The organism is Roseovarius sp. SCSIO 43702, assembly GCF_019599045.1.
In the GTDB taxonomy this organism is placed as follows: domain Bacteria; phylum Pseudomonadota; class Alphaproteobacteria; order Rhodobacterales; family Rhodobacteraceae; genus Roseovarius.
The window spans coordinates 2,810,892-2,835,179 of the sequence record NZ_CP080623.1 but is presented as its reverse complement, the minus strand read 5'-3'; the positions used below and the strand labels follow the sequence as shown (position 1 = coordinate 2,835,179).

General features: G+C 65.0%; 25 protein-coding genes. 10 read left to right on the top strand and 15 right to left on the bottom strand.

Features of this window, described 5'->3' with window-relative positions; translation table 11 throughout:
- Positions 1-88: 88 nt before the first annotated feature.
- From K1T73_RS14095 to K1T73_RS14085, 3 genes are all read right to left on the bottom strand, one after another.
- Positions 89-1,231: an ABC transporter substrate-binding protein gene (locus K1T73_RS14095; protein WP_220601311.1), complete on the bottom strand. Its 1,143-nt coding sequence runs from the start codon at positions 1,229-1,231 to the stop codon at positions 89-91.
- Positions 1,232-1,299: 68 nt separating this feature from the next.
- On the bottom strand, positions 1,300-2,382 hold the full coding sequence (locus K1T73_RS14090) for an ABC transporter ATP-binding protein (RefSeq protein ID WP_220601310.1): 1,083 nt from the start codon (positions 2,380-2,382) through the stop codon (positions 1,300-1,302).
- A 115-nt stretch (positions 2,383-2,497) separates the two neighbouring features.
- A complete protein-coding gene (locus tag K1T73_RS14085; protein ID WP_220601309.1) occupies positions 2,498-3,409 on the bottom strand; it encodes a LysR family transcriptional regulator in 912 nt (303 codons plus the stop codon).
- Positions 3,410-3,527: 118 nt separating this feature from the next.
- Between K1T73_RS14085 and K1T73_RS14080 the strand changes: the two genes are divergently transcribed.
- Positions 3,528-4,463, top strand: coding sequence for an N-carbamoyl-D-amino-acid hydrolase (locus K1T73_RS14080; RefSeq protein ID WP_220601308.1), 936 nt, complete (start codon positions 3,528-3,530; stop codon positions 4,461-4,463).
- Positions 4,460-5,131, top strand: a complete 672-nt coding sequence (locus K1T73_RS14075) for a DUF1028 domain-containing protein (protein ID WP_220601307.1) — start codon at positions 4,460-4,462, stop codon at positions 5,129-5,131. Before K1T73_RS14080 ends, K1T73_RS14075 begins: the two co-directional genes overlap by 4 nt.
- A 15-nt stretch (positions 5,132-5,146) precedes the next feature.
- Here K1T73_RS14075 and K1T73_RS14070 read toward each other — a convergent pair whose 3' ends face one another.
- Complete coding sequence (locus K1T73_RS14070; protein WP_220601306.1) at positions 5,147-5,428, bottom strand: I78 family peptidase inhibitor; 282 nt, start codon at positions 5,426-5,428, stop codon at positions 5,147-5,149.
- 145 nt (positions 5,429-5,573) lie between these two features.
- On the opposite strand from K1T73_RS14070, the gene K1T73_RS14065 reads away from it, so the two are divergent.
- Together K1T73_RS14065 and yghU are read left to right on the top strand one after the other, a co-directional pair.
- On the top strand, positions 5,574-6,686 hold the full coding sequence (locus K1T73_RS14065) for an S-(hydroxymethyl)glutathione dehydrogenase/class III alcohol dehydrogenase (RefSeq protein WP_220601305.1): 1,113 nt from the start codon (positions 5,574-5,576) through the stop codon (positions 6,684-6,686).
- A gap of 126 nt (positions 6,687-6,812) precedes the next feature.
- On the top strand, positions 6,813-7,685 hold the full coding sequence (yghU, locus tag K1T73_RS14060; protein ID WP_220601304.1) for a glutathione-dependent disulfide-bond oxidoreductase: 873 nt from the start codon (positions 6,813-6,815) through the stop codon (positions 7,683-7,685).
- A gap of 46 nt (positions 7,686-7,731) precedes the next feature.
- Here the strand turns inward: yghU and K1T73_RS14055 are convergent, their stop codons facing one another.
- Both K1T73_RS14055 and K1T73_RS14050 read right to left on the bottom strand, forming a co-directional pair.
- Positions 7,732-8,190, bottom strand: a complete 459-nt coding sequence (locus tag K1T73_RS14055) for a BLUF domain-containing protein (RefSeq protein WP_220601303.1) — start codon at positions 8,188-8,190, stop codon at positions 7,732-7,734.
- Positions 8,171-9,865, bottom strand: coding sequence for a bifunctional diguanylate cyclase/phosphodiesterase (locus K1T73_RS14050; RefSeq protein ID WP_220601302.1), 1,695 nt, complete (start codon positions 9,863-9,865; stop codon positions 8,171-8,173). The genes K1T73_RS14055 and K1T73_RS14050 overlap by 20 nt, the downstream gene beginning before the upstream one ends.
- Positions 9,866-10,042: 177 nt before the next feature.
- On the opposite strand from K1T73_RS14050, the gene K1T73_RS14045 reads away from it, so the two are divergent.
- Positions 10,043-10,738, top strand: a complete 696-nt coding sequence (locus tag K1T73_RS14045; RefSeq protein ID WP_220601301.1) for an NYN domain-containing protein — start codon at positions 10,043-10,045, stop codon at positions 10,736-10,738.
- 27 nt (positions 10,739-10,765) lie between these two features.
- On the opposite strand, the gene dapA is transcribed toward K1T73_RS14045, so the two are convergent.
- Positions 10,766-11,641 carry a 4-hydroxy-tetrahydrodipicolinate synthase gene (gene dapA / locus K1T73_RS14040; protein ID WP_220601300.1) on the bottom strand — a complete coding sequence of 292 codons (876 nt, stop codon included), beginning with the start codon at positions 11,639-11,641 and terminating at the stop codon, positions 10,766-10,768.
- Between the two features lie 153 nt (positions 11,642-11,794).
- On the opposite strand from dapA, the gene K1T73_RS14035 reads away from it, so the two are divergent.
- The gene (locus K1T73_RS14035) at positions 11,795-13,774 is read left to right on the top strand and encodes a lytic transglycosylase domain-containing protein (RefSeq protein WP_220601299.1); all 1,980 of its coding nucleotides are present in this window, start codon (positions 11,795-11,797) and stop codon (positions 13,772-13,774) included.
- Between the two features lie 78 nt (positions 13,775-13,852).
- Positions 13,853-14,236, top strand: coding sequence for an ectoine synthase (locus K1T73_RS14030; RefSeq protein ID WP_220601298.1), 384 nt, complete (start codon positions 13,853-13,855; stop codon positions 14,234-14,236).
- Here the strand turns inward: K1T73_RS14030 and K1T73_RS14025 are convergent.
- Positions 14,206-15,381, bottom strand: a complete 1,176-nt coding sequence (locus K1T73_RS14025; protein WP_220601297.1) for a TIGR03862 family flavoprotein — start codon at positions 15,379-15,381, stop codon at positions 14,206-14,208. The genes K1T73_RS14030 and K1T73_RS14025 overlap by 31 nt on opposite strands.
- A gap of 151 nt (positions 15,382-15,532) precedes the next feature.
- Between K1T73_RS14025 and K1T73_RS14020 the strand changes: the two genes are divergently transcribed.
- Positions 15,533-15,835 carry an HNH endonuclease gene (locus K1T73_RS14020; RefSeq protein ID WP_220601296.1) on the top strand — a complete coding sequence of 101 codons (303 nt, stop codon included), beginning with the start codon at positions 15,533-15,535 and terminating at the stop codon, positions 15,833-15,835.
- 18 nt (positions 15,836-15,853) lie between these two features.
- Here K1T73_RS14020 and holA read toward each other — a convergent pair whose 3' ends face one another.
- From holA to K1T73_RS14000, 4 genes are read right to left on the bottom strand one after another with little or no spacing between them, the layout of a single operon-like run.
- Positions 15,854-16,879, bottom strand: a complete 1,026-nt coding sequence (gene holA / locus K1T73_RS14015; RefSeq protein WP_220601295.1) for a DNA polymerase III subunit delta — start codon at positions 16,877-16,879, stop codon at positions 15,854-15,856.
- Positions 16,876-17,367, bottom strand: a complete 492-nt coding sequence (lptE, locus tag K1T73_RS14010) for an LPS assembly lipoprotein LptE (RefSeq protein ID WP_220601294.1) — start codon at positions 17,365-17,367, stop codon at positions 16,876-16,878. The genes holA and lptE overlap by 4 nt, the downstream gene beginning before the upstream one ends.
- A complete protein-coding gene (gene leuS, locus K1T73_RS14005; RefSeq protein ID WP_409077713.1) occupies positions 17,354-19,909 on the bottom strand; it encodes a leucine--tRNA ligase in 2,556 nt (851 codons plus the stop codon). The genes lptE and leuS overlap by 14 nt, the downstream gene beginning before the upstream one ends.
- Entirely contained in the window at positions 19,857-20,138 is a 282-nt protein-coding gene (locus tag K1T73_RS14000; protein ID WP_220601293.1) for a hypothetical protein, read from the bottom strand. The genes leuS and K1T73_RS14000 overlap by 53 nt, the downstream gene beginning before the upstream one ends.
- Between K1T73_RS14000 and K1T73_RS13995 the strand changes: the two genes are divergently transcribed.
- Complete coding sequence (locus K1T73_RS13995) at positions 20,118-21,374, top strand: glycosyltransferase (RefSeq protein WP_220601292.1); 1,257 nt, start codon at positions 20,118-20,120, stop codon at positions 21,372-21,374. The two genes, K1T73_RS14000 and K1T73_RS13995, sit on opposite strands and share 21 nt — an antisense overlap.
- Before the next feature lie 72 nt (positions 21,375-21,446).
- Here K1T73_RS13995 and K1T73_RS13990 read toward each other — a convergent pair whose 3' ends face one another.
- Positions 21,447-21,932 (bottom strand): DUF3576 domain-containing protein, encoded by a 486-nt coding sequence (locus K1T73_RS13990; RefSeq protein ID WP_220601291.1) that lies wholly within the window; start codon positions 21,930-21,932, stop codon positions 21,447-21,449.
- Between the two features lie 160 nt (positions 21,933-22,092).
- Here K1T73_RS13990 and K1T73_RS13985 point away from each other — a divergent pair, with 160 nt between their 5' ends.
- On the top strand, positions 22,093-22,749 hold the full coding sequence (locus K1T73_RS13985; protein WP_220601290.1) for a YggS family pyridoxal phosphate-dependent enzyme: 657 nt from the start codon (positions 22,093-22,095) through the stop codon (positions 22,747-22,749).
- Between the two features lie 4 nt (positions 22,750-22,753).
- On the opposite strand, the gene K1T73_RS13980 is transcribed toward K1T73_RS13985, so the two are convergent.
- Both K1T73_RS13980 and K1T73_RS13975 read right to left on the bottom strand, forming a co-directional pair.
- Positions 22,754-23,251 carry a L,D-transpeptidase gene (locus K1T73_RS13980; RefSeq protein ID WP_220601289.1) on the bottom strand — a complete coding sequence of 166 codons (498 nt, stop codon included), beginning with the start codon at positions 23,249-23,251 and terminating at the stop codon, positions 22,754-22,756.
- Positions 23,248-24,279, bottom strand: a complete 1,032-nt coding sequence (locus tag K1T73_RS13975; RefSeq protein ID WP_220603753.1) for an FAD-binding oxidoreductase — start codon at positions 24,277-24,279, stop codon at positions 23,248-23,250. The genes K1T73_RS13980 and K1T73_RS13975 overlap by 4 nt, the downstream gene beginning before the upstream one ends.
- Positions 24,280-24,288: the final 9 nt, after the last annotated feature.

Below are 24,288 nucleotides of genomic sequence, written 5' to 3'. Positions count from 1 at the left end.
GAATCGGGCAGTCGGGACATGGAAAACCTCGGAGAGATGAACGCGCGGGACCGGCCGGAAGCCGCGACCCGCGCGTCCGGGATCAGTGTCAGTTGATCAGTGCATCGACATAGGCCTCTTCCGCGGCGACCTGGTTCTTGGCGTACCATTCGTCGTTGTAGAAGATCTGCTTGGCGAGGTTCTCGGGGCTGGACGGGTTCCATTTCTGAAGCTCCGGGGGAACCATGTCGGCGGCCTCGGGGTTGGCCGGTCCGCAGCCGATCATTTCGAGCCACTGGACCTGCAGTTCCGGATCCTGGGCATGCGCGATGAACTTCATCGCCTCGTCACTGCCGGCAGGGTTGTCCTTCGGAACGACCCAGACACCGGGTGCGAGCACGCCCCCGTCAAAGCTGACCTGGAAGCTGCCTTCTTCCATCTGGTCCTTGAGCAGGTGCGCGCGGGTCGACCAGATGTTGCCCATCGCAACCTCTTCCTGGAGGAACAGGTTCTGGCTGGCGCTGCCCGACCCCCAGACGATGATGTTCTCCCGCAGTTGGCGGAACTTGTCGATGGCCGCGTCGATGCCGTCCTGCGTGCTCAGTACGTCATAGACCTCCTCGGGTGCGACACCCTGCGCCATCGTGGCGGATTCGAGCATTCCGCGCACCGATTTGCGGAACGTGCGCATGCCCGGAAAGTCCTTGACGTTCCACACGTCTTCCCAGCTTTGCGGAACATTGCCGCCGAGCATCCTGGGGTTCGTGGCCAGCACGTAGGAATAGATGTAGTTCCCGACCCCGTGGGAGTAGATCGATTGCTCCAGAACCTTTGATTTGTCGACGATGTCATAGTTGATGGGCTGGATCACACCTTGTTCGGTCAGGATGAGGGCCGTGCCCATCCCACTGTCGCACACATCCCATACCACTGCGCCGCTTTCGACCATGGCGCGGATCTTGCCGCCAGACGGCCCCGAGCCGTCGACGGTCACGGGGATGCCGGTTTCCTTGGTGTAGGTGTCGCACATCACTTCCTGGAGAACCTCCGAGGCCTTCCCGCCCCAGTTCACGACGATGATCTCGTTGGCTTGCGCCATGGCCTTGCTGCCGAGCGCTGGCAGCACGCCAAGTGCCGCCATCGCCGAGAGGAACCCGCGGCGCGTCAGGAGCCCTTCCTTGTACTTGTATGCGGCGATCTCGATGAGGTCGGCCTTGACCTCGTGATCTGTTGTGTCATTGAAGTCGGTCATTTCGATCTTTCCTCCTTGGATGTGGAACGCGCGCGATGATTGGACGCGCCCTGTTTCGATGCGATTCCTCACGCGTCTGTCTTGTCCGGCGCCAGCACGACGCATGCATCGCGGTCCCAGCCGAGGCTGACCGGCAATCCGGGTTTGGGCGTCACGCCAACTTTCCATGTCGGTCGCGAAACCATCAGGGTCCCGACCTCGTCCTGATCGACAAGCACTTGGCAGCGTTCCCCCAGATAGCTCACCTGCCGCACCGTGCCCTCCAGCATCTCGCGTCCCGGTTCGGCAAGGCGAATGCGCTCGGGGCGAAGGGCGACCTCGATCGTCTCGCTGGATGTCACGTCCGCGGGCGCATCGACCGGAAACTCCGTGTCGCCCAAGGCAGAGGTGATGGTGTCGCCGGACCGGGTCCGCACGGGCAAGGTCATGAAATTGGATTTGCCCAGGAAGTCGGCGACGAACCGCGTTCGCGGACGATTATACAGCTCTTCTGGCAGGCCCTCCTGCTGAATGCGTCCGTCGCGCAGAATGACCACGCGATCGGACATCGACAGCGCCTCGTCCTGATCGTGGGTGACGTAGATGAACGTCACGCCCAGCCGGTCGTGCAGCGATTTGAGCTCCCACTGAAGATCGGCGCGCAGCTTCTTGTCGAGCGCCGACAGCGGTTCGTCCAGAAGCAGGACCTGCGGCTTGAACGAAAGGGCGCGCGCAAGCGCGATGCGTTGCTGCTGGCCGCCCGAAAGTTGGGTCGGCATGCGGTCGGCGAATTCTTCCATCTGCACAAGCGCGAGGCATTCGGCCACGCGTGCTTCGACCTCGGATCTCGGCGCCTTCCGGACCCTGAGCGGAAAGGCGACGTTGTCGCCCACCGTCATCGTGGGGAAAAGCGCATAACCTTGGAAAACCATACCGAAATCGCGATGCTCGGGTGGCTCGCGCGTGATGTCGCGGCCCCTCAGGTCAATACGTCCTTCGGTAAGCGGCGCGAAGCCGGCAATCGCCGACAGAAGAGTTGTCTTACCCGAACCGGAAGGTCCGAGTAGCGTGAGAAACTCGCCTTCCTCGACGTCCAGATCGACCCGGTCGAGCGCGTTCACGCTCCCGTATCGCTTGGTCGCGTCGCGGATGGTCAGTATCGGAGTGGACATCGGGCGGAGACTCTCGTTTCGGACGCTCGGGATCGAATGGGATCAGTCGGTCAATCAGAAACACAGCTCACCGCCTCTTGGAAATTAAAAGTAGGGGCAAGAATATAATGAAGAGTTATATCCCCGCGGGGAATTGTTCGAGATGTTCGGACACGTAGTCGCGAAAGAACATCTGAAACTCGAGAGCCAGCCGCGATGTCGGAAACAGGTTCGACGTTGCGGAATGCGCTTCGATACGGAGATCGGGATCGGTCGTGCGGAAGGCCACCTTCCGCGAGTCGCAGCCGGGTGTGACGAACGAATCGACAAGTGCCACGCCGAGACCGCATTTGACGAGTTCGAGCGCGGCGATCGTATGGCGCACTTCGAAGGAGTAGCGCCTCGAAATGCCCTGTGCGGAGTAGGCCGCGTCGATCACCCGGCCGAGCGGGGTTTCGGCGGAATACGAGATATGCCGCGTATGATTGAGATCGGCCAGTCGAACACTTTCGCCCGAGGCGAATTCATGATCGGGGGGACATGCGCACACCAGGCGTCCTTGGGCGATCGGCTTGACCGAGAGAGCTGAATGATGGGGTTGGCTTATGGAAAGGCCAAGCTCCGCGCGTCCGCTCACGAGCCGGGCGGCGATCTGCTCGGTGTGGCCTAGATCGACCGAGACCCGAAGTTTCGGGCGGTCCTTCGTGAACGCGGCCAATACGCGCGGCAGGATGATCTGACCGATGGAGGGCGTGGCCACGATCGACAATCGGCCGATCGAACCGCCCTTGATCTCCTCGACGACCGACGCGATGCGTCGTTGCTGGGCAAAGAGGTGTTGAGCTTCCTGCGCAATATGCCGGGCCTCGGGAGTAGGAACGAGGCGACCGTGTTCACGACGGAAGAGCTCCAGTCCCACGAGGGTTTCGATGTGGCGCACCATGTTGCTCACGGCGGGCTGGCTCACGGCAAGCAGCTCGGCCGCCTTCGCGGTCGTTCCGACCTCGATCACGGCGCAGAGCACCTCGAGCTGACGTGCATTTATCATGTCGATAACCTTGAATTATCCAATGACCTCGAAATTTTATTTCACACTGATATGGTGGCGGTCTAGTCCTTCGAGGGACCATCTTGTCCTGTCCGCGTCATGATCCGGAGAATTGTCGATGAGCCGCCGCGAGATACACGCCGTTGCACAGCTTGGACCCATTCATCTGAGCGACTCCAAGGAAGCGGTGGTGAAACGTCTCGTCGGCATGTTGCGTGAGGCATATGGCCGGGGCGCAAAATGGGTCACATTCCCCGAACTTGCGCTCACCACGTTCTTTCCGCGCTACCTCTACGATACGCCCGAGGAATACGACGTCTTCTTCGAAGAGGGCCTCCCGTCGCCCGCGATGCGACCGCTATTCGAGGCAGCGGGAGAATTGGGCGTCGGCTTCTACCTCGGGTACGCCGAAAAACTCGAACAGGACGGGCGCACCCGCCGATTCAATACGTCCGTCCTCGTCGGGCCGAAAGGCGAGGTGCTGGGAAAGTATCGCAAGATTCACCTGCCCGGCACGGCGGAACCCATCGGCGATCCGGAGTTCGAACACCTCGAGAAGCGATATTTCGAGGTTGGCGATCTGGGGTTTCCCACCTTCGAGACGCCTTCGGGCCGCTTCGGCATGTGCATTTGCAACGACCGCCGGTGGCCCGAGACGTTTCGCGTGATGGCGCTTCAGGGCGCGGAACTGTTCATGCTCGGCTACAACACGCCGACGCGCAACATCCACCATCCCGAGGCGGCGCATCTGCGGGAATTCCATCATCGGCTGAGCCTTCAGGCCGCGGCGTATCAGAATGCCGCCTGGGTCATGGCCGCGGCCAAATGTGGTTCGGAAGACGGGTTCGCGATGATCGGCGGTTCGATGATCGTGGCCCCCACGGGCGAGGTCATGTGCCGCGCCGCGACGGAAGAGGACGAGGTGATCACCTTCGATTGCGATCTAGATCTCGGCGCCTACCTGAGGCGGTCGGTCTTCGATTTCGCGCGCCATCGCCGGATCGAACATTATGGTCTCATCACGTCCCAGACGGGCGTGGAGGTGCCGGAATGACGTTTTCACTGGCGGGCCGGTGTCTCGAGACGGGGCGGCTGGGATACGTGGTGGCAACCTCCTCGGTCTGCGTCGGTGCGCGCGTCGGCGCAATTTCGCGGGACTGCGTCGTCTTTTCCCAAGCCCGCACCGATCCGAGGCTTCATCAGATCGGTATCAAGGGTTTTGACGCTTCGGGTGGCAACCCGGACGCGGCCTTGCGGGCCATGCGCGATGCGGCGGTCGCACCCCATTGGCGGCAACTGGGCGTCCTTCCCCGGAATGGTGACCCGGCGCATCATACCGGGTCATCCTGTCTCGACCATTGCGGCGCGGCCGTGGGAAAGGACGCGCTCGCACTTGGAAATTTCCTTGGTAGCGCCACGGTCTTGCCCGCCATGATCGACGCGTTCACGGCGGCGAACGGAGATCTTGCCGAGCGTCTTCTCGCCGGTATCCGCGCAGGCGAGGCGGCCGGCAGCGAGAGGGAGCCGCTGCAATCGGCATCGCTCGTCGTGATGGGGGCAGACGAGCTGTGCGATGTCGACCTCAGGATTGATCGTTCGGAAGATCCGATCATGGAAATGGGTGAGCTTCTGGCCGACTGGTTGCCGAAGGCCCCCGCCTATCGCATCCGCGCACTCGATCCCGACAACGCCCCGTCTTCGGCCGAGGTCGAAAGCCGCTGATACTTGTGCGGTTTGTCAGCCGCACCAGATACGCGTGATCTTGCCGTCTTCGTCGATGTCTACGTTCAACCGCTCGGGACGATGATCGAGTGTCACGGCGCTGTCGGGCGGGATGATCCGCAACGGGCGATCGGGTGCGGTGAAATCGTATTGCTCATGGTCGGTTCCGATGCGATCGGCGTATTGCGATGCGCCGCAGGCATCTTGTTCCGGGCCGGTCGCGTCGCTGTCGTCTTCTCCGGTCTGGCAGGCTGACAGGGCCATCAGGGCCGCGCCGGCCAAAAGAACGCTGCGCATGGTTGCTCTCCGATGTCGTTCACATTCGCTCTTTCTGAACGTTGTGGGGCGGCCGGCGAATTGCAAGCCTTGTCACCTGTTGCGTGTTGAAACCCCGCGGCATTTCGCCCAAGGTCGGAACGAGTAAAAGACAAGGAGTGAGATCATGCGCACGCGTGCAGCCGTTGCCGTCGAGGCGGGAAAACCGATGGAGATCATGGAGGTGAACCTGGATGGTCCGAAGCGAGGCGAGGTGCTGGTCGAGATCAAGGCGACCGGTCTTTGCCATACGGACGACTTCACGCTGTCGGGTGCGGACCCGGAGGGGGCGTTTCCGGCGATCCTGGGCCATGAGGGTGCGGGCGTCGTGGTTGAGGTGGGCGAGGGGGTGACCTCGCTCGAGGTTGGCGATCACGTCATTCCGCTCTACACGCCGGAATGTCGGGAATGCGAGTATTGTCTCAACCCCAAGACGAACCTCTGCCAGTCGATCCGGGAGACGCAGGGCAAGGGGGTGATGCCGGATGGGACGAGCCGGTTCTCGATGCTCGATGGCACGCCGATCCTGCATTACATGGGCTGCTCGACCTTCGCCAATCACACGGTGCTGCCCGAGATCGCGCTGGCCAAGGTGCGCAAGGACGCGCCCTTCGACAAGATCTGCTATATCGGCTGCGGCGTGACGACGGGCATCGGGGCCGTGATCAACACCGCGAAAGTCGAGATCGGCAGCCGGGCGATCGTGTTCGGACTGGGCGGCATCGGCCTCAACGTCATCCAGGGTCTCCGCCTTGCGGGGGCGGACCAGATCGTGGGTGTCGATCTGAACCCGTCGAAGAAGGAGATGGCCGACAGGTTCGGCATGACGGATTTCGTCAATCCCGACGAAGTCGAGGGCGACCTGGTGGCGCACCTGGTCGAGCTTACGGGCGGCGGGGCGGACTACACCTTCGACGCAACCGGCAACGTGGGCGTGATGCGCACCGCGCTGGAGGCGGCGCACAAGGGCTGGGGCGAGAGCGTCATCATCGGGGTGGCCCCGGCGGGTGCCGAGATCAGCACGCGTCCCTTCCAGCTTGTCACCGGGCGGGTCTGGCGCGGCACGGCCTTCGGCGGGGCGCGGGGGCGCACGGACGTTCCGAAGATCGTGGACTGGTACATGGACGGCAAGATCGACATCGACCCGATGATCACGCACACCATGCCGCTCGACGATATCAACAAGGGCTTCGAGTTGATGCATTCGGGCGAGAGCATCCGATCGGTCGTGATCTATTGATAGCTCGGTGCCGGGTCACCGGCCCAAGGAAAGCCGCACATGCCGATGTGCGGCTTTTCGCGTTGAAGGGGATGATGCGGGGAATATGTTGAGCGCAACGGATTGCATGAACCGAGGAGACGAGAAATGAGCGACGACAGCTATGAACCGCCGAAGGTCTGGACCTGGGACAAGGAGAACGGCGGCGCCTTCGCCTCGACCAATCGGCCCATCGCGGGTCCGACGCATGACAGGGAATTGCCGGTGGGCGAGCATCCCTTCCAGCTTTATTCGCTTGCCACGCCGAACGGGGTGAAGGTCAACGTGATGTTCGAGGAGTTGCTCGAGGCCGGTCATGACGCGGAATACGATGCGTGGCTCATCGAGATCGGCGAGGGCGACCAGTTCGGCAGCGGCTTCGTCGAGATCAATCCAAACTCGAAGATCCCCGCCATGGTGGATCGCAGCGGCCCCGAGCCCGTGCGTGTCTTTGAAAGCGGTTCGATCCTCATGCACCTCGCCGAGAAGTTCGGGGCGTTCCTGCCGCGGTCGGGCGCGGCCCGCACCGAGGTCATCAACTGGCTGATGTGGCAGATGGGGAGCGCGCCCTATCTCGGTGGCGGGTTCGGACATTTCTATCAGTACGCGCCCGAGAAATACGAGTATCCCATCAACCGCTTCGCGATGGAGACCAAGCGTCAGCTCGACGTTCTGAACCGGGAGCTTGCCCACAAGGACTGGATCGCGGGCGATGCGTATTCGATCGCGGACATGGCGATCTGGCCGTGGTATGGCAACCTGACCCTCGGGCGTGCCTATGGTGATGCGGCGACGTTCCTGAGCGTTCATGAGTATGAGAACGTCATGGAGTGGGCCAGACGCATAGATGCACGGCCCGCGGTGCAGCGGGGCCGAATGGTCAATCGCACCTTCGGTGAACCGGAAGAGCAATTGCACGAGCGTCATTCGGCCGAGGATTTCGATACGAAAACCCAGGACAAGATCGGCAGCGGCGACTGATCGTCGGCAGGACGTGAGCGGCTTTCGCCTCGGGGTGCCAGCGGCGTCAGGCCGCGCGCGTCGCGATCTCCTTGCGCAGGCTCAAGCTGTGTAGTGTGCGAAACATCTCGTGCGCGGCGAGTTGTGCGATGTCGAAACCCGTCGCGGAGCCCAGGTGACCGAACATCTCGGCGACCAGCGCATCGGTTCCGACGAAACCCATGGACCAGTGCGCGAAGGCGCGCTCCTCGATGCGGGCGATGTCGAGCACGGTGATCCTCTCATGGCGCTCATCCGTCTGAATGCGCTCGAAAGTCTCCTCGACCGCGCCTGAGGGTCCTTCCAGGATCTGGCCGAAAACTCCCGAGTTGAAGATCAAGGCGCCGGTCACGCCGACGCGTGCGTTGTTTCGTTGCGAGGCCTCCAGTATGGCATCGAGCTCCCAGGACGACATGTCGGCAGTCGGCTGGTCGGCGCGGTGGCTGTAATACATGACCCTCAGAAGGTCACGGTCGGTCGGGGTCATTGATCATTTCCTTGTCGTTGGGAAGATCCCTGTCACGCGTGCCGGGGCGGCGCGCGCGAAGATAGGCGTCGATCTCGGCCGGTGGCATCGGCGCCGCCAGCAGATAGCCCTGGGCGGCGGAGCAGCCCTGTGCGCGTATGCGGGAAAGCTGATCAACGGTTTCGACCCCTTCGGCGAGGACGCTCATTCCGAAAGCGGAGCCGAGTTCCGCCACGGCGCGCACGATCTGATGGGCCGAGGCGTCGGCGAAAGGTTCACGCACGAAGGACTGGTCGATCTTGATCTTGTCGAAGGGAAACTTGCGAAGGTAGTTCAGCGAGGAATATCCGATGCCGAAATCGTCGAGTGAGATCCTCACGCCGAGCGCACGAAGCTCGCGCATGACATCGATGACGCTGGCCTCGTTGCGCAGAAGCGTGGTCTCGGTGATCTCGAGCTCGAGCCTCTCGGCGGCAAGACCGGACGCGGATAGTGCCTCTGCGACCGTGTCCACGAAGCCATCGCTTTCGAACTGCAATGGCGAGACATTCACCGCGACCGAAATTTCTGCGGGCCACTCGCACGCGGCGAGACAGGCGGTCTCGAGCACCCAGGAACCGATGGGAACGATCAGGCCGATCTCTTCGGCGATCGCGATGAACTGGACCGGAGAGACCAGCCCGCGATCGGGGTGCTGCCATCGGATCAAGGCCTCGAACCCGCTGACCCGGCCCTTCTCGAACGAGTATTGCGGCTGAAAGACGAGCTGAAACTGATCGAGATCCAGCGCTTTGCGCAGATCGTTCTCGATTTCGCGCCGCTCCTTCAAGGCTCGGGACATTTCCCGACGATACCAGTGAAAGCGGCCACGTCCCTTTCGCTTGCTTTCGTAGAGCGCGATATCGGCACGTTGCAGAAGAGGTTCGAGCCCCTCGTCATGCGCGTCATACCGGGCGAGGCCCAGGCTCGCCCCGATGGTGATCTGATGTCCGTCCACGAGGAATGGCCGCGACAGCATCTTTATGATCCGCTGCGCGATCTCTTCGGCGGCCGAAACGTCGAGATTGGGAATGAGGATCGCGAACTCGTCTCCGCCGAGCCGGACGGGGATGTCCTCGGAACGAAGGATCTTGCGCAACCGCTCTGCAACCTTGCGCAGCAACCCGTCGCCGACCGCGTGGCTGAGACAATCATTGACCCGCTTGAAGTGATCAAGATCGAGATAGATCGCGGTCAGCGCGGTGTCGGCGCCTGTCTGCCGGCCGAGCAGACATGTAAAGGCGGCCTTGAGATGGCTGCGATTGCCGAGCCCTGTCAGATCATCGGTCTGGCCGGGACCGCGTTCGGGCCGGGTCGCGGCGCTGTGCACACCGATCCAGTTGCCGCCCGGCAGATGCGTCCACGCCATCGGCCAGGACAGCCCGTCGAAACCCCGAAACGACCCCGCGGCGTGGCACGTATCCGATGGGACGACAGGAAGGTCGTTGCCGGGAAAACATTCCCCGAACCCCCGCCCGATCCATGTCGCGGGCTCGGGGTCGGGTGCGGCGATGAGTGCGAGGAAATTCGAGGTCACGTATTCCACGAGTCCCCCTTCATCCACGATCAGAAGCGAGACCGCCGCAGCCTCGGGGGACGGATGCGTGTCGCTCGCCGGGCAGGAACTGCCTTCGATGATCCTCTGATTGACGGTCATGCCCACCTCTGAACGGTTGGTCGGCACCTTGCGCCGGCATGGGTTAACTTCGGGTTTATCCGGCGTCGCGTTTCGAGAAGGATTCGAGCCGAATTTTCAGAAATCACATCGGCGAGTTTATGGCTTTCGTCAGGCCCTCGGTTAGGGCATGAAGGAAGGAAAAGGAGCCTTCCGCGCATGCCCGAACATAACCCGCTTCTTGCTGTTCTCATCGACGCCGACAACACCTCGCCCAAGTGGACGCAAGCCATCTTCGACGAGATCGCGGGGATGGGAGAGGCGTCGGTCCGGCGGTGCTATGGCGACTTCTCGTCACAGCAGATGACGGGGTGGAATCGGGTGCAGGCAGAGTTCGGCCTCGTGCCGCATCATTCACCGGCCAACACCGTCGGAAAGAACGCGAGCGACATCGCGCTCGTGATCGACGCGATGGACCTAATGCATTCGGGCCGGTTCGACGGGTTCGTGCTGGTCTCGTCCGACAGCGATTTCACGCGGCTGGCAAGCCGGTTGCGCGAGCAGGGCCTCGACGTTTTCGGTATCGGCGCGCGCAAGACGCCCGAGGCGTTTCGCAAGGCATGCAAGCGGTTCATCTATCTTGAAAACCTCAGCGGAGCGCCCGAGACCGTCGAAAAGGCATCGGGCAAGAACCTGAGCGAGGCGCGTGATCTTCTGTTCAAGGCCATGGACAGCCTGGATCAGGAAGGCGACTGGTATGCGCTCGGCCGGTTGGGTCAGCAGGTGACCACCGCCAACCCCGATTTCGACACGCGCAGCTATGGGCACAAGAAGCTGAGCGACCTGGTGGCCGCGATCAAGGTGTTCGAGACGCGCAAGGAAAACAACCAGATGATGGTCCGTCGCCGCGACTGAGACGGGGAGCGGGAAAACCCTCTTGGCTCAGTTCAGCAGTCCCGCGTGCCGAAGCGCGTCGTCCACGAGCGATTTCGTGCCGTCGGTCAGCGGCAGAAGCGGCGGACGCACCTCCTCCGAGCAGAGCCCGAGGCGGGACATCGCGTATTTGGCGCCGCAGAGGCCCGGTTCGGTGAAGATGGCGCGATGCAGCGGCATCAGCCGGTCCTGAAGCTCCAGCGCCTGCGCATAATCGCCGCGTAGCGTTGCCTCCTGCATCTCGGCGCAAAGCTTCGGCGCGGCATTGGCCGTGACCGAGATACATCCCACCCCGCCCTGCGCGTTGAACCCGTGGGCGGTGGCATCCTCGCCCGAGATCTGGAGGAAATCCTTGCCGCAGGTGATCCGCTGTGCGCAGACCCGCGCGAGATCGCCCGTCGCGTCCTTGACACCGATGATACGCGGCAGACGTGCAAGCTCACCCATGGTGGCCGGGCTCATGTCGACGACCGAGCGGCCGGGAATGTTGTAGATGACGATCGGCAGGTTGGTGGCATCGTGCAACGTCTTGAAATGCGCGATGAGTCCCGCTTGCGTCGGCTTGTTGTAATAGGGCGTCACGACGAGCGCGGCATCGGCGCCGACCTTTTCGGCGTGCTGCACGAAGCGCAGCGACTCGGCCGTGTTGTTGCTGCCGGCACCCGCGATGACCGGGATCCGGCCTGCGACGGCGCGAACGACGACTTCGACAACCTGCTCGTGTTCCTCGTGGCTGAGCGTCGGGCTTTCCCCGGTGGTGCCGACCGGCACGAGGCCGTGACTGCCCTGCTCGATATGCCATTCGACCAGGTGTTTGAGCGTCTCGATATCCGGCGAGCCGTCCTTGAACGGCGTGACGAGGGCAGGCATTGAACCTTTCAACATGACACGCTCCTTTCATTCGTCATGGCGGGCGACAGGCCCGATGGCGGTGGCGACCGGCCCGGCGATTTGCCGCACACGCTCACGAGATCGAGAATGGACGCGAGGCCGGCAGACGCATAGGCTGCGCCCGTCTATCAAGGGCCGGACGGCAAAATGCAAGTTGTGAAACGAGCGATCCTGGGTGTTTTCATCGGTTGTGTGGTGTCCGGCGCAGCGTTTGCGCAATCGCTCGCCGACATGCCGCCGCGGCCCTTTTCGAGCGCGCTCGAAGCTGCGCGGGGCGGCCGGTGGGATCGTGCGGCGGCCCTGGCGGCTCGGGCCGGACCGGCAGCAGAAACCCTGATCGAATGGCAGCGCCTGCGGACCGGCCGCGCGGATGCGGCCGAGGTGCTGGATTTCCTTGATGCGCGGCCCCATTGGCCCGGCCTGGATGGGCTGAAGGCCGCGGTGGAATCGTCCTTCGAGGATGCGACCGATAAACAGGTTCTGCGCTTCTACCGCGATTATCGCCCGGGGACCGGCGCGGGCGCGCTGCGACTGGCCGAGGCGCAGGGCAACGCTGGAGAGACCGGAGAGGCTCAGGCCGGGATCGTGCTGGCATGGCGGACGCTGGATCTCAGCACAAAAGAACATGACCTGTTCCTCGCGCAATACGGAGACCTTCTGAAGCCGCATCACGAGGCCAGGCTCGACATGGCCCAGTGGCGCGGTCTCAAGGATGCGGACCTGATGCGTCAGCTGGTCGGAGAGGAGTATCGCGAGCTTGCCGATCTGCGTGACGAGGCGAAGCGGGGAAAGCCGGTGAGCGACGCGGACATCTCGGCGCTGGCCGAGCGGTTGCGGACCGATCCCCTGCTGGCATATCGCCGGTTCGAGCGGGCCCTCGACCGCAACGATACCGACGAGGCCGTGGCGCTGCTTGTCGAGCAAAGCCGATCGGAGTCAGGGTTGGGCGTTCCCGACCGGTGGGCAAGTTGGCGGCGTATTCTCGCGCGGCGCCTCTTGCGGGATGGCGATGCGGCCCTGGCTTACGAGTTGTCGGCGGTGCACGGGCTGACGGGGGGTGGGTCATTCGCCGATCTGGAATGGCTTGCCGGGTATATCGCGTTGCGGCATCTCGACGATGCCGAGCTGGCGCGCGATCATTTCCAGCGACTGAGTGCCGCGGTGCGATCTCCCATATCGCGCGGGCGGGCCGGCTACTGGATCGGGCGCGCGCAGGAGGCTCTGGGCGACGCGGAGGGCGCCGAGATCGCCTATGCCGAAGCCGCCGAGCACGCGACGAGCTTCTACGGGATCCTCGCCGCCGAACGCGCGGGCCTGCCGCTTCCGGAGAGCCTGGGAGAGACCGGCACAGCGGGCGATTGGCGCGATGCCGATTTCGCGGCGAGCGATGTATTTCAGGCGGGGCAACTCCTTCTGAAGGCAGGGGAGAACTGGCAGGCCGAACAATTCTTCACCCATCTCGCCGAAGGCATGGAGCGCGACGATGTGGCGCTCTTGGGCCGTGCGCTCGAGGATATGGGCGAGCCGCATTTGCAGGTGATGGTCGGCAAACGCGCGGCGCAGGACACGGTGGTTGCGGAGGCGACCTATTACGCGCTGCATCCGATGACGGAACTGGACCTGCCTATCAACATGGACATGGCCCTGGCCATAGCCCGCCGCGAAAGCGAATTCGATCCGTTCGTCCGAAGCGGGGCCGGCGCGGAGGGATTGATGCAGTTGATGCCCGGCACCGGCCGGGACGTGGCACGGGATACCGGTGTGGCATACGACAGGATCAAGGTGCGCACCGATTGGGCCTATAACGCGAAGCTCGGCTCCGCGTATCTCGCCCAGATGGCCGAGCGGTTCGGCGGCAATGTCGTCCTCGTTTCGGTCGCCTACAATGCCGGGCCACACAGGGCCGAGCGATGGATCGAGGAATACGGCGACCCGCGCGCCCCGGGGGTCGATGTCGTGGACTGGATCGAGCAGATTCCCTTCAGCGAGACCCGCAATTACGTCCAGCGCGTGACCGAAAGCCTGCCGGTCTACCGCGCGCGCCTGGGGCGGGATCCGTTGCCGATACCCTTCACCGAGGAATTGAAGGGGAAGACGTTGAAATCGGGATTGAAGGGCATCGACTGAGCGAGCTGCGCGCGATTGGATATGCGAATCCGTTTGCGATGATTGCATGAGAGAGGATTGGTCATGATCGTGAGGCACATGAGTGAAATTCTGGATACCGACGCGCATGTCAAAGGCGACGCGTTCGAGAGCCGCCGCATGCTCCTGGCGCAGGACGGCGTGGGGTATTCGCTGCACGATACGCTCGTCAGAGAAGGCACCGAGCAGCGCCTTCACTACAAGAACCACGTCGAGAGCAACTACGTTTTCCAAGGGGAGGGCGAGGTGGAGAACCTCGAAACCGGAGAGGTCTTCCCCCTTGGACCGGGATCGCTCTACGTGCTCGATAACCACGAGCCGCATCTCCTGAGGGCTTTGAAAGGCGATATGCGGATCGTCTGCGTGTTCACCCCGGCCCTGACCGGGCGGGAGGTGCATGACGCGGATGGCAGCTATGGGTTGCCGGAGGCGCCGGAAAGGTAGTGCGCCGCCGATAGGCCGGCCCAGCGACCCGTCGCAAGGCAGGCCGTGAGGAGGTAGCCGCCGGTGGGCGCCTCCCAGTCGAGCATCTCGCCGCAGGCGAAGGTGCCTGGGCGGTCGAGAAGCATGAGGCCCTCGTCGAGCGTGTCGAAGCGCAGGCCGCCGGCGGTCGAGATCGCCTCGTCGATGGGGCGGGGCCCGAGATGCGGGACGGGAAGCGACTTGATGAGCGGAGCGAGGTCGTCGGGCAGAGGGCGCGCGAATTCGGTAAGGAGCGCGATCTTGGCCGGGTCGAGGCGCAAGGTCTTGCGCAAATGGTTGGAAAGGCTGTTTTTCCCTCGGGGCCGGGTGAGACGGGCACGCACCTCCGTCGCGCCCAGGTCGGGAGCGAGATCAAGCGTCAACGCGGCGCCGTCCCGCAGTGCGGAGGAGAGGGCATAGAGGCCACCACCCTCGAGACCACGGGCGGAAATCACGATCTCGCCGCGCGAGGTCTGGGCGCCGGCGTAGAGGGCTATGCCCTTGATTGCACTTCCGAAATGGCGGCGCATATGCGTGCTCCACTCCAATCGGAACCCCATGTTCGCGGGCCGGAAGGGCGCGACCTTCTCCGGCAGATAGGCCGCCCATGCCCCGTCCGATCCGAGCCGGGACCAGCTTGCCCCGCCACAGGCGAGGATCGTGGCGTCGGGAGTGAGGCGCTCCGTGCCCTCTTGTGTCCGGAGGACGCAGGCGCGCCCGTCCCAGCCGATCCAGCGCCACCGGGTCTTGATCGTAACGTCTTGATCGGAAAGGTTTTCGAGCCACGCGCGCAAGAGGGGGGAGGCCTTCATCGCGGTCGGGAACACGCGGCCCGTGGAACCCGTGAAAAGCGGCTGGCCGAGCGCGCCCGCCCACGCGCAGACCTCCTCTGGGCCGAAGGCCGAGAGCATCGGCCGCAGGCGCGGCAGGGACGGGCCGAAAGCCTTGCAAAACTGGTCGAACGGCTCGGTCTTGGTGAGGTTCAAACCCGACTTTCCGGCCATCAGGAACTTGCGCGCGGGCGACGGCATGGCATCGGCCACGAGCACCGAATGACCGGCCCGCGAGAGCATGTCCGCGGCCATCAATCCCGCCGGTCCAGCGCCGATGACGAGGGCGCGTGTCATGCCGGAAAGCCCCGATTTTCAACGTCGGTATCCATGTCGGTATCCACGTCGGTATAACGTCGGTGCATGTGTTACCTCGAAGTGAACGCGGCGTGCTTTACTTTCCCGTCAACCATTCCATCCTCCTGGCCGAACCAGACGGGCCGATCAAGTGAGCGACGACACCGATCCCATCTGTCCGCTTTGCGGGCGCCCAATCCCGCCGGACGCGAGGCAGAGCCTTCACCACCTTGTCCCGAAGCTCAAGGGCGGGAAGGGCGGGCCGGTGGTCCGGTTGCACCAGATCTGCCATAACGAGATCCACGCGACGCTGACCGAGGCGGAGCTTGCCCGCGACTATGACACGCCCGAGAAGCTGCGCGGGCATCCCCGGCTGGCGAAGTTCGTCCGGTGGGTGGCGAAGCGTCCGCCGACATTTCACTCGAAGACGCCGGGCAACCGACGGAAGCGGTAGGCGTGGTGTGCGCGTCGTTCAGCGGCGCGAGAGCATGGCGAGGCGGATGAGCGCGCGTTCGACCTGGGCGCCGTCGGGCGCGGTCTGACCGGCCGACCGCAATGAGAGATCGGTTTCGAGCAGGAGCCCCAGGGCATCCTCGAGCTTGGCCGCGCCCCAGCCCTGGGCCTGCCGCAGCATCCGGTCGCGGCGCGGGCCGAAGACAGGCGGGCGCAGCTTCGCGATTCCCTGCGAGGCGCCGCCGGGATGGGCGGCGGCGGCATAGAGCGTGCGAAAATGCCGGGTGGCCGCGATGCAGAGGGTCACGGGCTGCACCCCCTGGGCGCGGAGGCGTTTCATCATCGGGCCGATCTCGCCCGACTGGCCCTCGGCCACGATGTTGAGGATGTCGTCAAGCTCGGCCTCGGTCGAGAGGGGCGCGCAGGCGGCGACGTCGTCGGACGAGAGGGGCGTGGGATCGTCGAGCTTGTAGAGCGAGATCTTCTCGAGCGTCTGGCGGAAGTCGCCGGGATCAAGCGCGCGGGCCAGCGCCGTGAGGTCGGCCATGGCATCGGACGAGATGTCCTTGAGGCCGGATTTCTTCAGTTGCGCCTCGATCTCTCCGCGCGAGGGCGGGTCGTCGTAGATGGCCGCGGCGTAGGCGTTCGTGTGGCCCTCGAAGGCCTTCCTGATCTTCGACGTGGGCTTGAGCTGTCCCGCGGTCACGATGATCTGGGCATCCCCCTCCTGCCACTCGTCGAGCGCGGCGAGGATGGCGGGCGCGGCGGTCTCGGTCGCGTCCTCGACGAAGGCGACGCGCGGGCCGGGAAAGAAACCCTGTGCCTTGATGGCATCGACCAGCAGCGCGGGATCCTTGCGCAGCTCGGCGGCGGGAAGGCGGGTGAGGCGCATCTCTTCCTCGCCCGCCGGGCCGATAAGGGCCGCGATCACCTCCTGCCGGCGCAGCGCCACGCGCATCGCGTCGGGCCCGTGGATCAGAAGGCCCGTGCGCCCCGGCTCGGGGCGCGCGAAATAGCCCGGAGCATCGCGGCCCGAGAGCTTCATGAACCGGGTGGGGTGAGGGCCGCGGCAAGGCGGGTCGTCACGTCATCGGCGAAGATCGTCATCAGCCGCGCGCGCGCCTCGCGTTGTGCCGCCTGCGTGGCGACGGTGGTGCCCGAGGCGGAATAGCCGGTGAAATTGCGCGACTTGCCCGACGTTACCACGGCCCCGGTCGAGAGGTCGCGCAGCGCGTAGGTGAGCGAGCCGATGATGTTGTAGCGCGTATTGATGCCCGCCGCCGAGATGGCGATCGCTTCTTCCCGGAGGGTGATCGCGTAGGACAGGGCATAGGCCGGATCTGTCGGGCGGCCCAGCCGCTCCTCCATCGTGCGGACGAAAAGGAAGTCGGCGCGCGTCTTGGGGTCGTCGAGGCGCACCGAATCGAGCAGCATCGCGCCGCCACCGCCCGGTGCATAGACCGGCGAGAAGCCGCACCCGGCGAGTGCGGCGAGGCCGGTGAGGCAGAAGAGGCGGCGGTTAAACAACGACATTGACGATCCGGCCGGGGACGACGATGACTTTCCGGGGCGTGGCCCCGTCCATCGCCCTTTGCACAGCTTCCAACGACAGCGCCTCTTTTTCAACCTCGGTGTCGGGCATGTCGCGCGGCACGCTGATTTCGGCGCGGCGCTTGCCGTTGACCTGGACGGGCATCGTGACGCTGTCGGAGACGAGCATCGCCTCGTCGGCGACGGGCCAGGGCGCGGCGGTGACAAGCCCCTCGTGGCCCAGCATGTGCCACAGTTCCTCGGAGAGATGCGGGGTCATGGGCGCCATGAGTTGCGCGAGCGCGCCGGCGGCCCGGCGCTTGGCCTCGGATCCGGCCGTGCTTTTCGAAAGGGTGTTGGTAAAGGCGTAAAGCTTGGCGATGGCCGCGTTGAAGCCGAAGCTTTCGACGCCGCCCGTCACCTCGTGGATGGTCTTGTGCATTTCGCGCAGGAGCGCCTCGTCGGCCTCGGGCGCCGGGCCCTCGCTGCCGGCGGCGATGTCGGAAACGATGCGGTGGACGCGGGCAAGGTGCTTGTGGGCCGCCTCGGCCCCGGCGGCGGTCCATTCCACGTCACGTTCGGGCGGGCTGTCCGACAGGACGAACCAGCGCGCGGTGTCGGCGCCGTAGGCCGAGATGATCGTCGCGGGATCGACCACGTTCTTCTTGGACTTGGACATCTTGGCAGAGGGGATCACCTCGACCGGGGTGCCGTCGGCGAGCCTGCCGTCGGTCACGTCCTCGGGGAGGTGGTAGACCGGGCGGCCCTTGTCGTCGCGGGTAAGGTAGATCTCGTGCGTGACCATGCCTTGCGTGAAGAGGGCGTCGAAAGGCTCGATCGCCTTGGCCGGCAGGTGGCCGCAGACATGCATCGCGCGCGCGAAGAAGCGCGAGTAGAGCAGGTGCAGGATCGCGTGTTCGATGCCGCCGATATACTGGTCGACATTCATCCAGTATTCGGCCTCCTCCATCACCGTGGGGGTGTTGGCATGGGGCGCGGTGAAGCGAACGAAATACCACGACGAATCGACGAACGTGTCCATCGTATCGGTTTCGCGCCGGGCGGGTTCGCCGCAGGATGGGCAGGCGCAGTCGGCCCAGGTCGGGTGTCGGTCGAGCGGGTTGCCGGGCTGATCGAAGCTCACGTCGTCAGGCAGGCGGATCGGCAGGTTCTCCTTCTTCTCGGGAACGACGCCGCAGGTCGGGCAATGCACGACCGGGATCGGGCAGCCCCAGTAGCGTTGCCGCGAAAGGCCCCAGTCGCGCAGGCGATACTTGGTCACGCCCTGGCCCACGCCGTTGGCCTCGCAGAAGTCGATGGCGGCCTCGATGGCCTCGTTGCCGGTCTGCTCGGTCTCGCCCGCGAAGCCGCGGATATAGATGACCGTCTCGGTCTTGGGGGGCACATAGGCCTCGCCGCCGTCCTCGGGGAGGGGGATGCCCTCGTCCTTGGCCGGCGCATAGGTGGACATGACCGGCAGGTCGTATTTGCGCGCGAAGTCGAGGTCGCGCTGGTCATGTGCGGGGCAGCCGAAGATCGCACCGGTGCCGTAGTCCATCAGGATGAAGTTGGCGACATAGACCGGAAGTTCCCATGCCGTGTCGAACGGGTGGCGCACGCGAAGGCCGGTGTCGAAGCCGCGCTTCTCCGCTTTCTCAAGTTCCTCCTCGGAGGTGCCCATGCGGCGGCATTCGGCGTTGAAGGCGGCGAGGTCGGCGTTGTCGCGCTCAAGCTGGCGGGCGAGGGGATGGTCGGGCGAGATGCCGACGAAGGACGCGCCCAACAGCGTGTCGGGTCGGGTGGTGTAGACCTCGATCCGGTCATGTCCGTCGGGGCCGTCGATGAGACCGAAGGCGAATTGCAGCCCGCGCGACCGCCCGATCCAGTTCTCCTGCATGAGCCGGACCTTGGCGGGCCAGTCGTCGAGCCCGTCGAGCGCCTCGAGCAGGTCGGGGGCGAAGTCGGAGATCTTGAAGAACCATTGCGTCAGCTCGCGCCGCTCGACCAGCGCGCCCGAGCGCCAGCCGCGCCCGTCCTCGACCTGTTCGTTGGCCAGCACGGTCATGTCCACGGGGTCCCAGTTCACGACCGCGTTCTTGCGATAGACGAGGCCCTTCTCGAGGAAGTCGAGGAAGAGCGATTGCTGCTGGCCGTAATACTCGGGGTCGCAGGTGGCGAATTCGCGGCTCCAGTCGATCGAAAGCCCGAGCGGCTTCATCTGGGCGCGCATGTCCGCGATGTTGGAATAGGTCCAGTCCTTCGGGTGGCCGCCGGAGGCCATCGCGGCGTTCTCGGCCGGCATGCCGAATGCGTCCCAGCCCATCGGATGCAGGACGTTGTGGCCGGTCGCTATCTTCTGCCGCGCGATCACGTCGCCCATCGTGTAGTTGCGCACATGGCCCATGTGGATGCGTCCCGAGGGGTAGGGGAACATCTCGAGCACGTAGTATTTCGGCTTGTCCGCCGAGCGTTCGGCACGGAAGAGGCCGGCGTCATCCCACGCCTTTTGCCATTTGGCTTCGATCTCGGATGCGGAATAGGCCATGATTCCCTGCCCCTGCGCTTAGGTCGTCTTCGGGAAGCGTGATATGCGGGTGGGCGCGCGGGGTCCAGTGGGAAGGGACGGCGCATCCGAAACGATCGAGGATCCGGCGGCGTTTTTCGACGGACAGGACCGCGACGGGCGGATATTGCTGAACCTGCTCGAAGAACCCCGAGCGAATCCACGGACGGAAAAGAGATAAAGACACCGCATGAAAATCCTCTTCATCCATCAGAATTTTCCGGGCCAGTTCAAGCATCTCGCCCCCGCATTGGCGCGGCAGGGGCATGAGTGCACGGCGTTGACGCTGAAGGTGGCCGAGGCGACGGAGTGGCAGGGTGTGAAGATGTTGCCCTACGGCCTGCCCAAGCGTCGCGCGCAGATGGTGCATCCGTGGCTTCTCGATCTCGACACCAAGGTCACGCGGGCCGAGGCATGCTGGCGCGCGGCGCGGGACATGCGGGCCGAGGGCTACGTGCCCGATCTCATCGTCGCGCATCACGGATGGGGGGAGCCCATGTTCCTGCGCGACCTGTGGCCGGAGGCGCGGATGGGCCTCTACTGCGAGCTTTATCACGAGGCGGGGTATCCGCATCTCGAGTTCGACCCGGAGTTTCCATCGGCCGACCCGGATATCGGACCGCTGCGCATCCGGTTGAAGAACATCAACAACCATCTGCATTTCCCGGTGGCGCAGGCCGGGCTGAGCCCGACGCGGTTCCAGGCGGATACCTTCCCGCCCGAGTTTCGCGACCGGATCACCGTGGCGCATGACGGGATCGACACCGCCTATTCGCGCCCCGATCCGGGCGTGTCGCTCAAGCTCAAGGGCCATGCCCCGCTTAGCCGCGCGGACGAGGTGATCACCTTCGTCAATCGCAACCTCGAGCCCTACCGCGGATATCACGTGTTCATGCGCGCGCTGCCCGCGCTGTTGAGCGAACGGCCGGAGGCGCGGGTCATCATCATCGGGGGCGACGAGGTGAGTTATGGCGCGCAGCCTCCGAAGGGTCAGACGTGGAAGCAGATCTACCGAGACGAGGTGCGCGGGCAGATCCCGGATGACGACTGGGACCGGGTGCATTTCCTGGGCCGCATTCCCCACGACCAGTTCACGCGCGTGCTTCAGCTTTCACGGGTGCATGTCTACCTGACCTATCCCTTCGTGCTGAGCTGGAGCCTGATGGAGGCCATGGCCTGCGAGGCGGCGATCGTGGCGAGCGACACGGCGCCGGTGCGCGAGGTGATCCGCGACGGCGAGACCGGGCGGCTGGTCGATTTCTTCGACCGCGAGGCGCTGGTCGAGGAAGTCTGCGGGTTGCTGGACGACGCGGAGGAGCGCGCGCGACTGGGGCGCGCGGCGCGGGCGATGATGGTCAGGGAATATGACCTCGCCACGGTGTGCCTGCCGCGGCAGATGGCGTGGGTCGAGGCGCTGGCCAAGATGCCGGTCGTATCGGGCCCTTGACCCGATCCGGCGCACGAGTCGGAAACGCACACCCCGTTCGTATCGTGGAAACGGTCGCCGGCGACCTGCGGCTCAGTAGCGGCCCGCGTTGATGCGCAGCTCGCGCGCGCGGCTCAGGATGGCATCCTCGACGGCGCGCTGTGTTTCGGTGCTCACCGGGCGGCCGCCGCGGGTTTGCAGCGCCACGTTGAGCGAGCGGGCGTCGAGCGCCGGATCGCTGATGAGGATCGTCGCGCGATAGGCCGTGCCGCCGCCCGGCGGGACGCCGTAGCCCGTCGAGATCACCCCGGTGAAGGGGTCCGCGGCCTGAATGGGCAGGAAGTCGAGCACGTCGAGCGACGCGGTCCAAAGGAAGCGGTTGACCTTGACCTGGTTTTTGCCGCCGCGGAAGATGTCGAGGATGGAGGTGCCCGAGTTCACGCGGCTCTTGGTTTCCCGTCCGCTGCTGACGGTATAGGCGTCGGGGTTGGTGGGGCCGATCTTGTCACGGCTGCACCCGGCCACGAGCGCTGCGCATGTCAGAGCCAGCAACACGGTCTTCGATGTGGAGAAGGTCATGTGGTCGTCCGCTTTAGCCTTTCCCTTCTACTACCGGGCGGCGCCGCATGGGGCAAGGCGTTAATGCAGGGGGGCCTCGTTCGGGGAATGGGACGTTGCAACAAGGTCGGCTTCGCGCCAGATTGAGCCGCGAGGCATGGAGCGAGAAAAGGGGGCCAGGATGGGATTGAGCGACATCAGAACGAAGATCGCGGACGCCGCCCGCGAGGCCGGCCGCGACGCGGGGGAAGTGTCCCTGATCGCCGTGTCGAAGAAGCAGCCCGACGCGCGGGTCGAGGCCGTTCTCGAAGAAGGCCATCGCATCTTCGGCGAGAATCGCGTGCAGGAGGCGGCGGCGAAGTGGCCGGGATTCCGCGAGCGGTTCGAGGGGATCGAGCTTCATATCATCGGGCCCCTGCAGACCAACAAGGTGCGGCAGGCGATGGAGCTTGCCCAGGCGATCCACTCGGTCGATCGTCCCAAGCTGGCCCGGACCATCGCCCGGATCGCCCAGGAAGAGGGGCATTGCCCCGATCTTTTCGTCCAGGTGAACACCGGAGAGGAGGAGCAGAAGGCCGGTGTCCTGCCGGACGACGCGGATGGGTTCATCGAGGAATGCCGGGAGCTCGATCTGCCGGTGAAGGGGCTCATGTGCATCCCGCCCGTGGACGAGGAGCCGAGCCTGCATTTCGCGCTTCTGGCCAAGATCGCGGCGCGCAACGGGCTCAAGGGCCTGTCGATGGGCATGAGCGGCGATTTCGAGCGCGCGATCGCGCTCGGTGCGACGCATGTGCGCGTGGGGTCGGCCATATTCGGGGAGCGCCCGGCGGAGGGGTGATGCCTCAGCCGCGCACGATGAGGCGGGTGCCGGGCGTGATCCGCGCGGCGATGTCGTGCAGGTGGTCGCGCCTCAGGCCGACGCAGCCGGCGGTCGGATAGCCGGGTCGCCGCCATTGATGCACGAAGATGCACGAGCCACGCCCCGGCACCGCGTCGGGCCAGTTCCAGTCGGTCGCGAGGACGAGATCATACATCGGATCGGCGCGGCGCATGACCTCGTGACCGTAAGCATGCGGCGCGCGTGCGAGGTGGTTGTAGGCCGGATCGTCGCTGTCGTCGGACCAGATGTCGCGGGGGTGGATCGGCTCGGCCCAGGGGGCGGGCGGCGCCATGCGGTCGGGGCGATAGAACATTCCGGTGATGTGATGAACGCCCACGGGCGTGGCCATGTCGCCCTCGCGCTTGTCGCGGGCAATGCCGCCCGCGCCGATAGTGCAGGGATAGAGCCGCCCGAGAAAGCGCAGGCCGCGCGGGGTCAGAACAAGGTCGAGCGGGGTCATAGCGACACCTCCGGGCGGAAAGCTTCGGGTATGGTGTCGCGGTCGTCAAGCACGAGCGTCGCCATGGTCTCGGCCACCTTGGGGGCCATGCCGAAGCCGATCTTGAAGCCGCCATTGGCGATGAACTGACCCGGGTGGAGGGGGTGCGGCCCGAGCATCGGCGCCCGCGAGCGGGAGCGCGGCCGCAGGCCGGCCCAGCGTTCCACCACGCGGGCGCCGTGCAGGATCGGGACCGCCTGCATGGCGCGGTCGATCAGCTCGTCAAGCTGCGCGTCGGTCGCGTGCGCATCGTCGAAATCGCGTTCCGAGGTGGAGCCGATCGCGGTGGTGCCGTCGGCGTGCGGGACGATGTGCAGCCCGTCCGCGAAAAGCTGTGGCCGGTCGCGCGCGTCGAAATGGAGAAGCGCGCCCTGTCCCTTGACCGCGCTGCCGACCGTCTTGCCGAAATGGACCGAGAGCGCCTCGAGATCGGCGATACCGGTGGCGTGGATCACACGGCCCCGGTCGGGGGCCTCGGCCGCGATCTCTCCGCCGCGGGCGCGGATGGCGGCGGCCAGCGCGGCGCAGGCCCGGCGCGGGTGGAGCCGGGCGCTCAGCGTGTCGAGGATGACCATGCCGGTGGGCGAGCGGGGCGCCCAGGGAACCCCGGCCTCGGGGAGGACGGACCAGGTGGCCGCATCGCCCCAGAGATCGCGCGCCGTCCCGGCCCGGCGATGGGCCAAGGCGAGAGCCGCGTCGTCCGCCACGGGCTGAACCCGGCCAAGCCGCGCGTAGCCGGGATCGACACCGCCGGTGGCCTCGACCGCGCGCCAGAAGGGTTCGGCCATGAGCAGGCTTTCGAGCTGAAACCGTTTCTTGTCGTTCCAGTTCTCGGGGACATGCGGGGCAAGTGCGCCCACGAGCCCCCCCGAGGCGCCCGCGCCGGGGCCGTGCGGGTCGACCACGCGCACCCGCGCACCGCGCGCGAGGCAGGTCCACGCGATCGAGAGACCGAAGATGCCGGCGCCGCGCACGGTCACGTCCACCATTGCCAATCC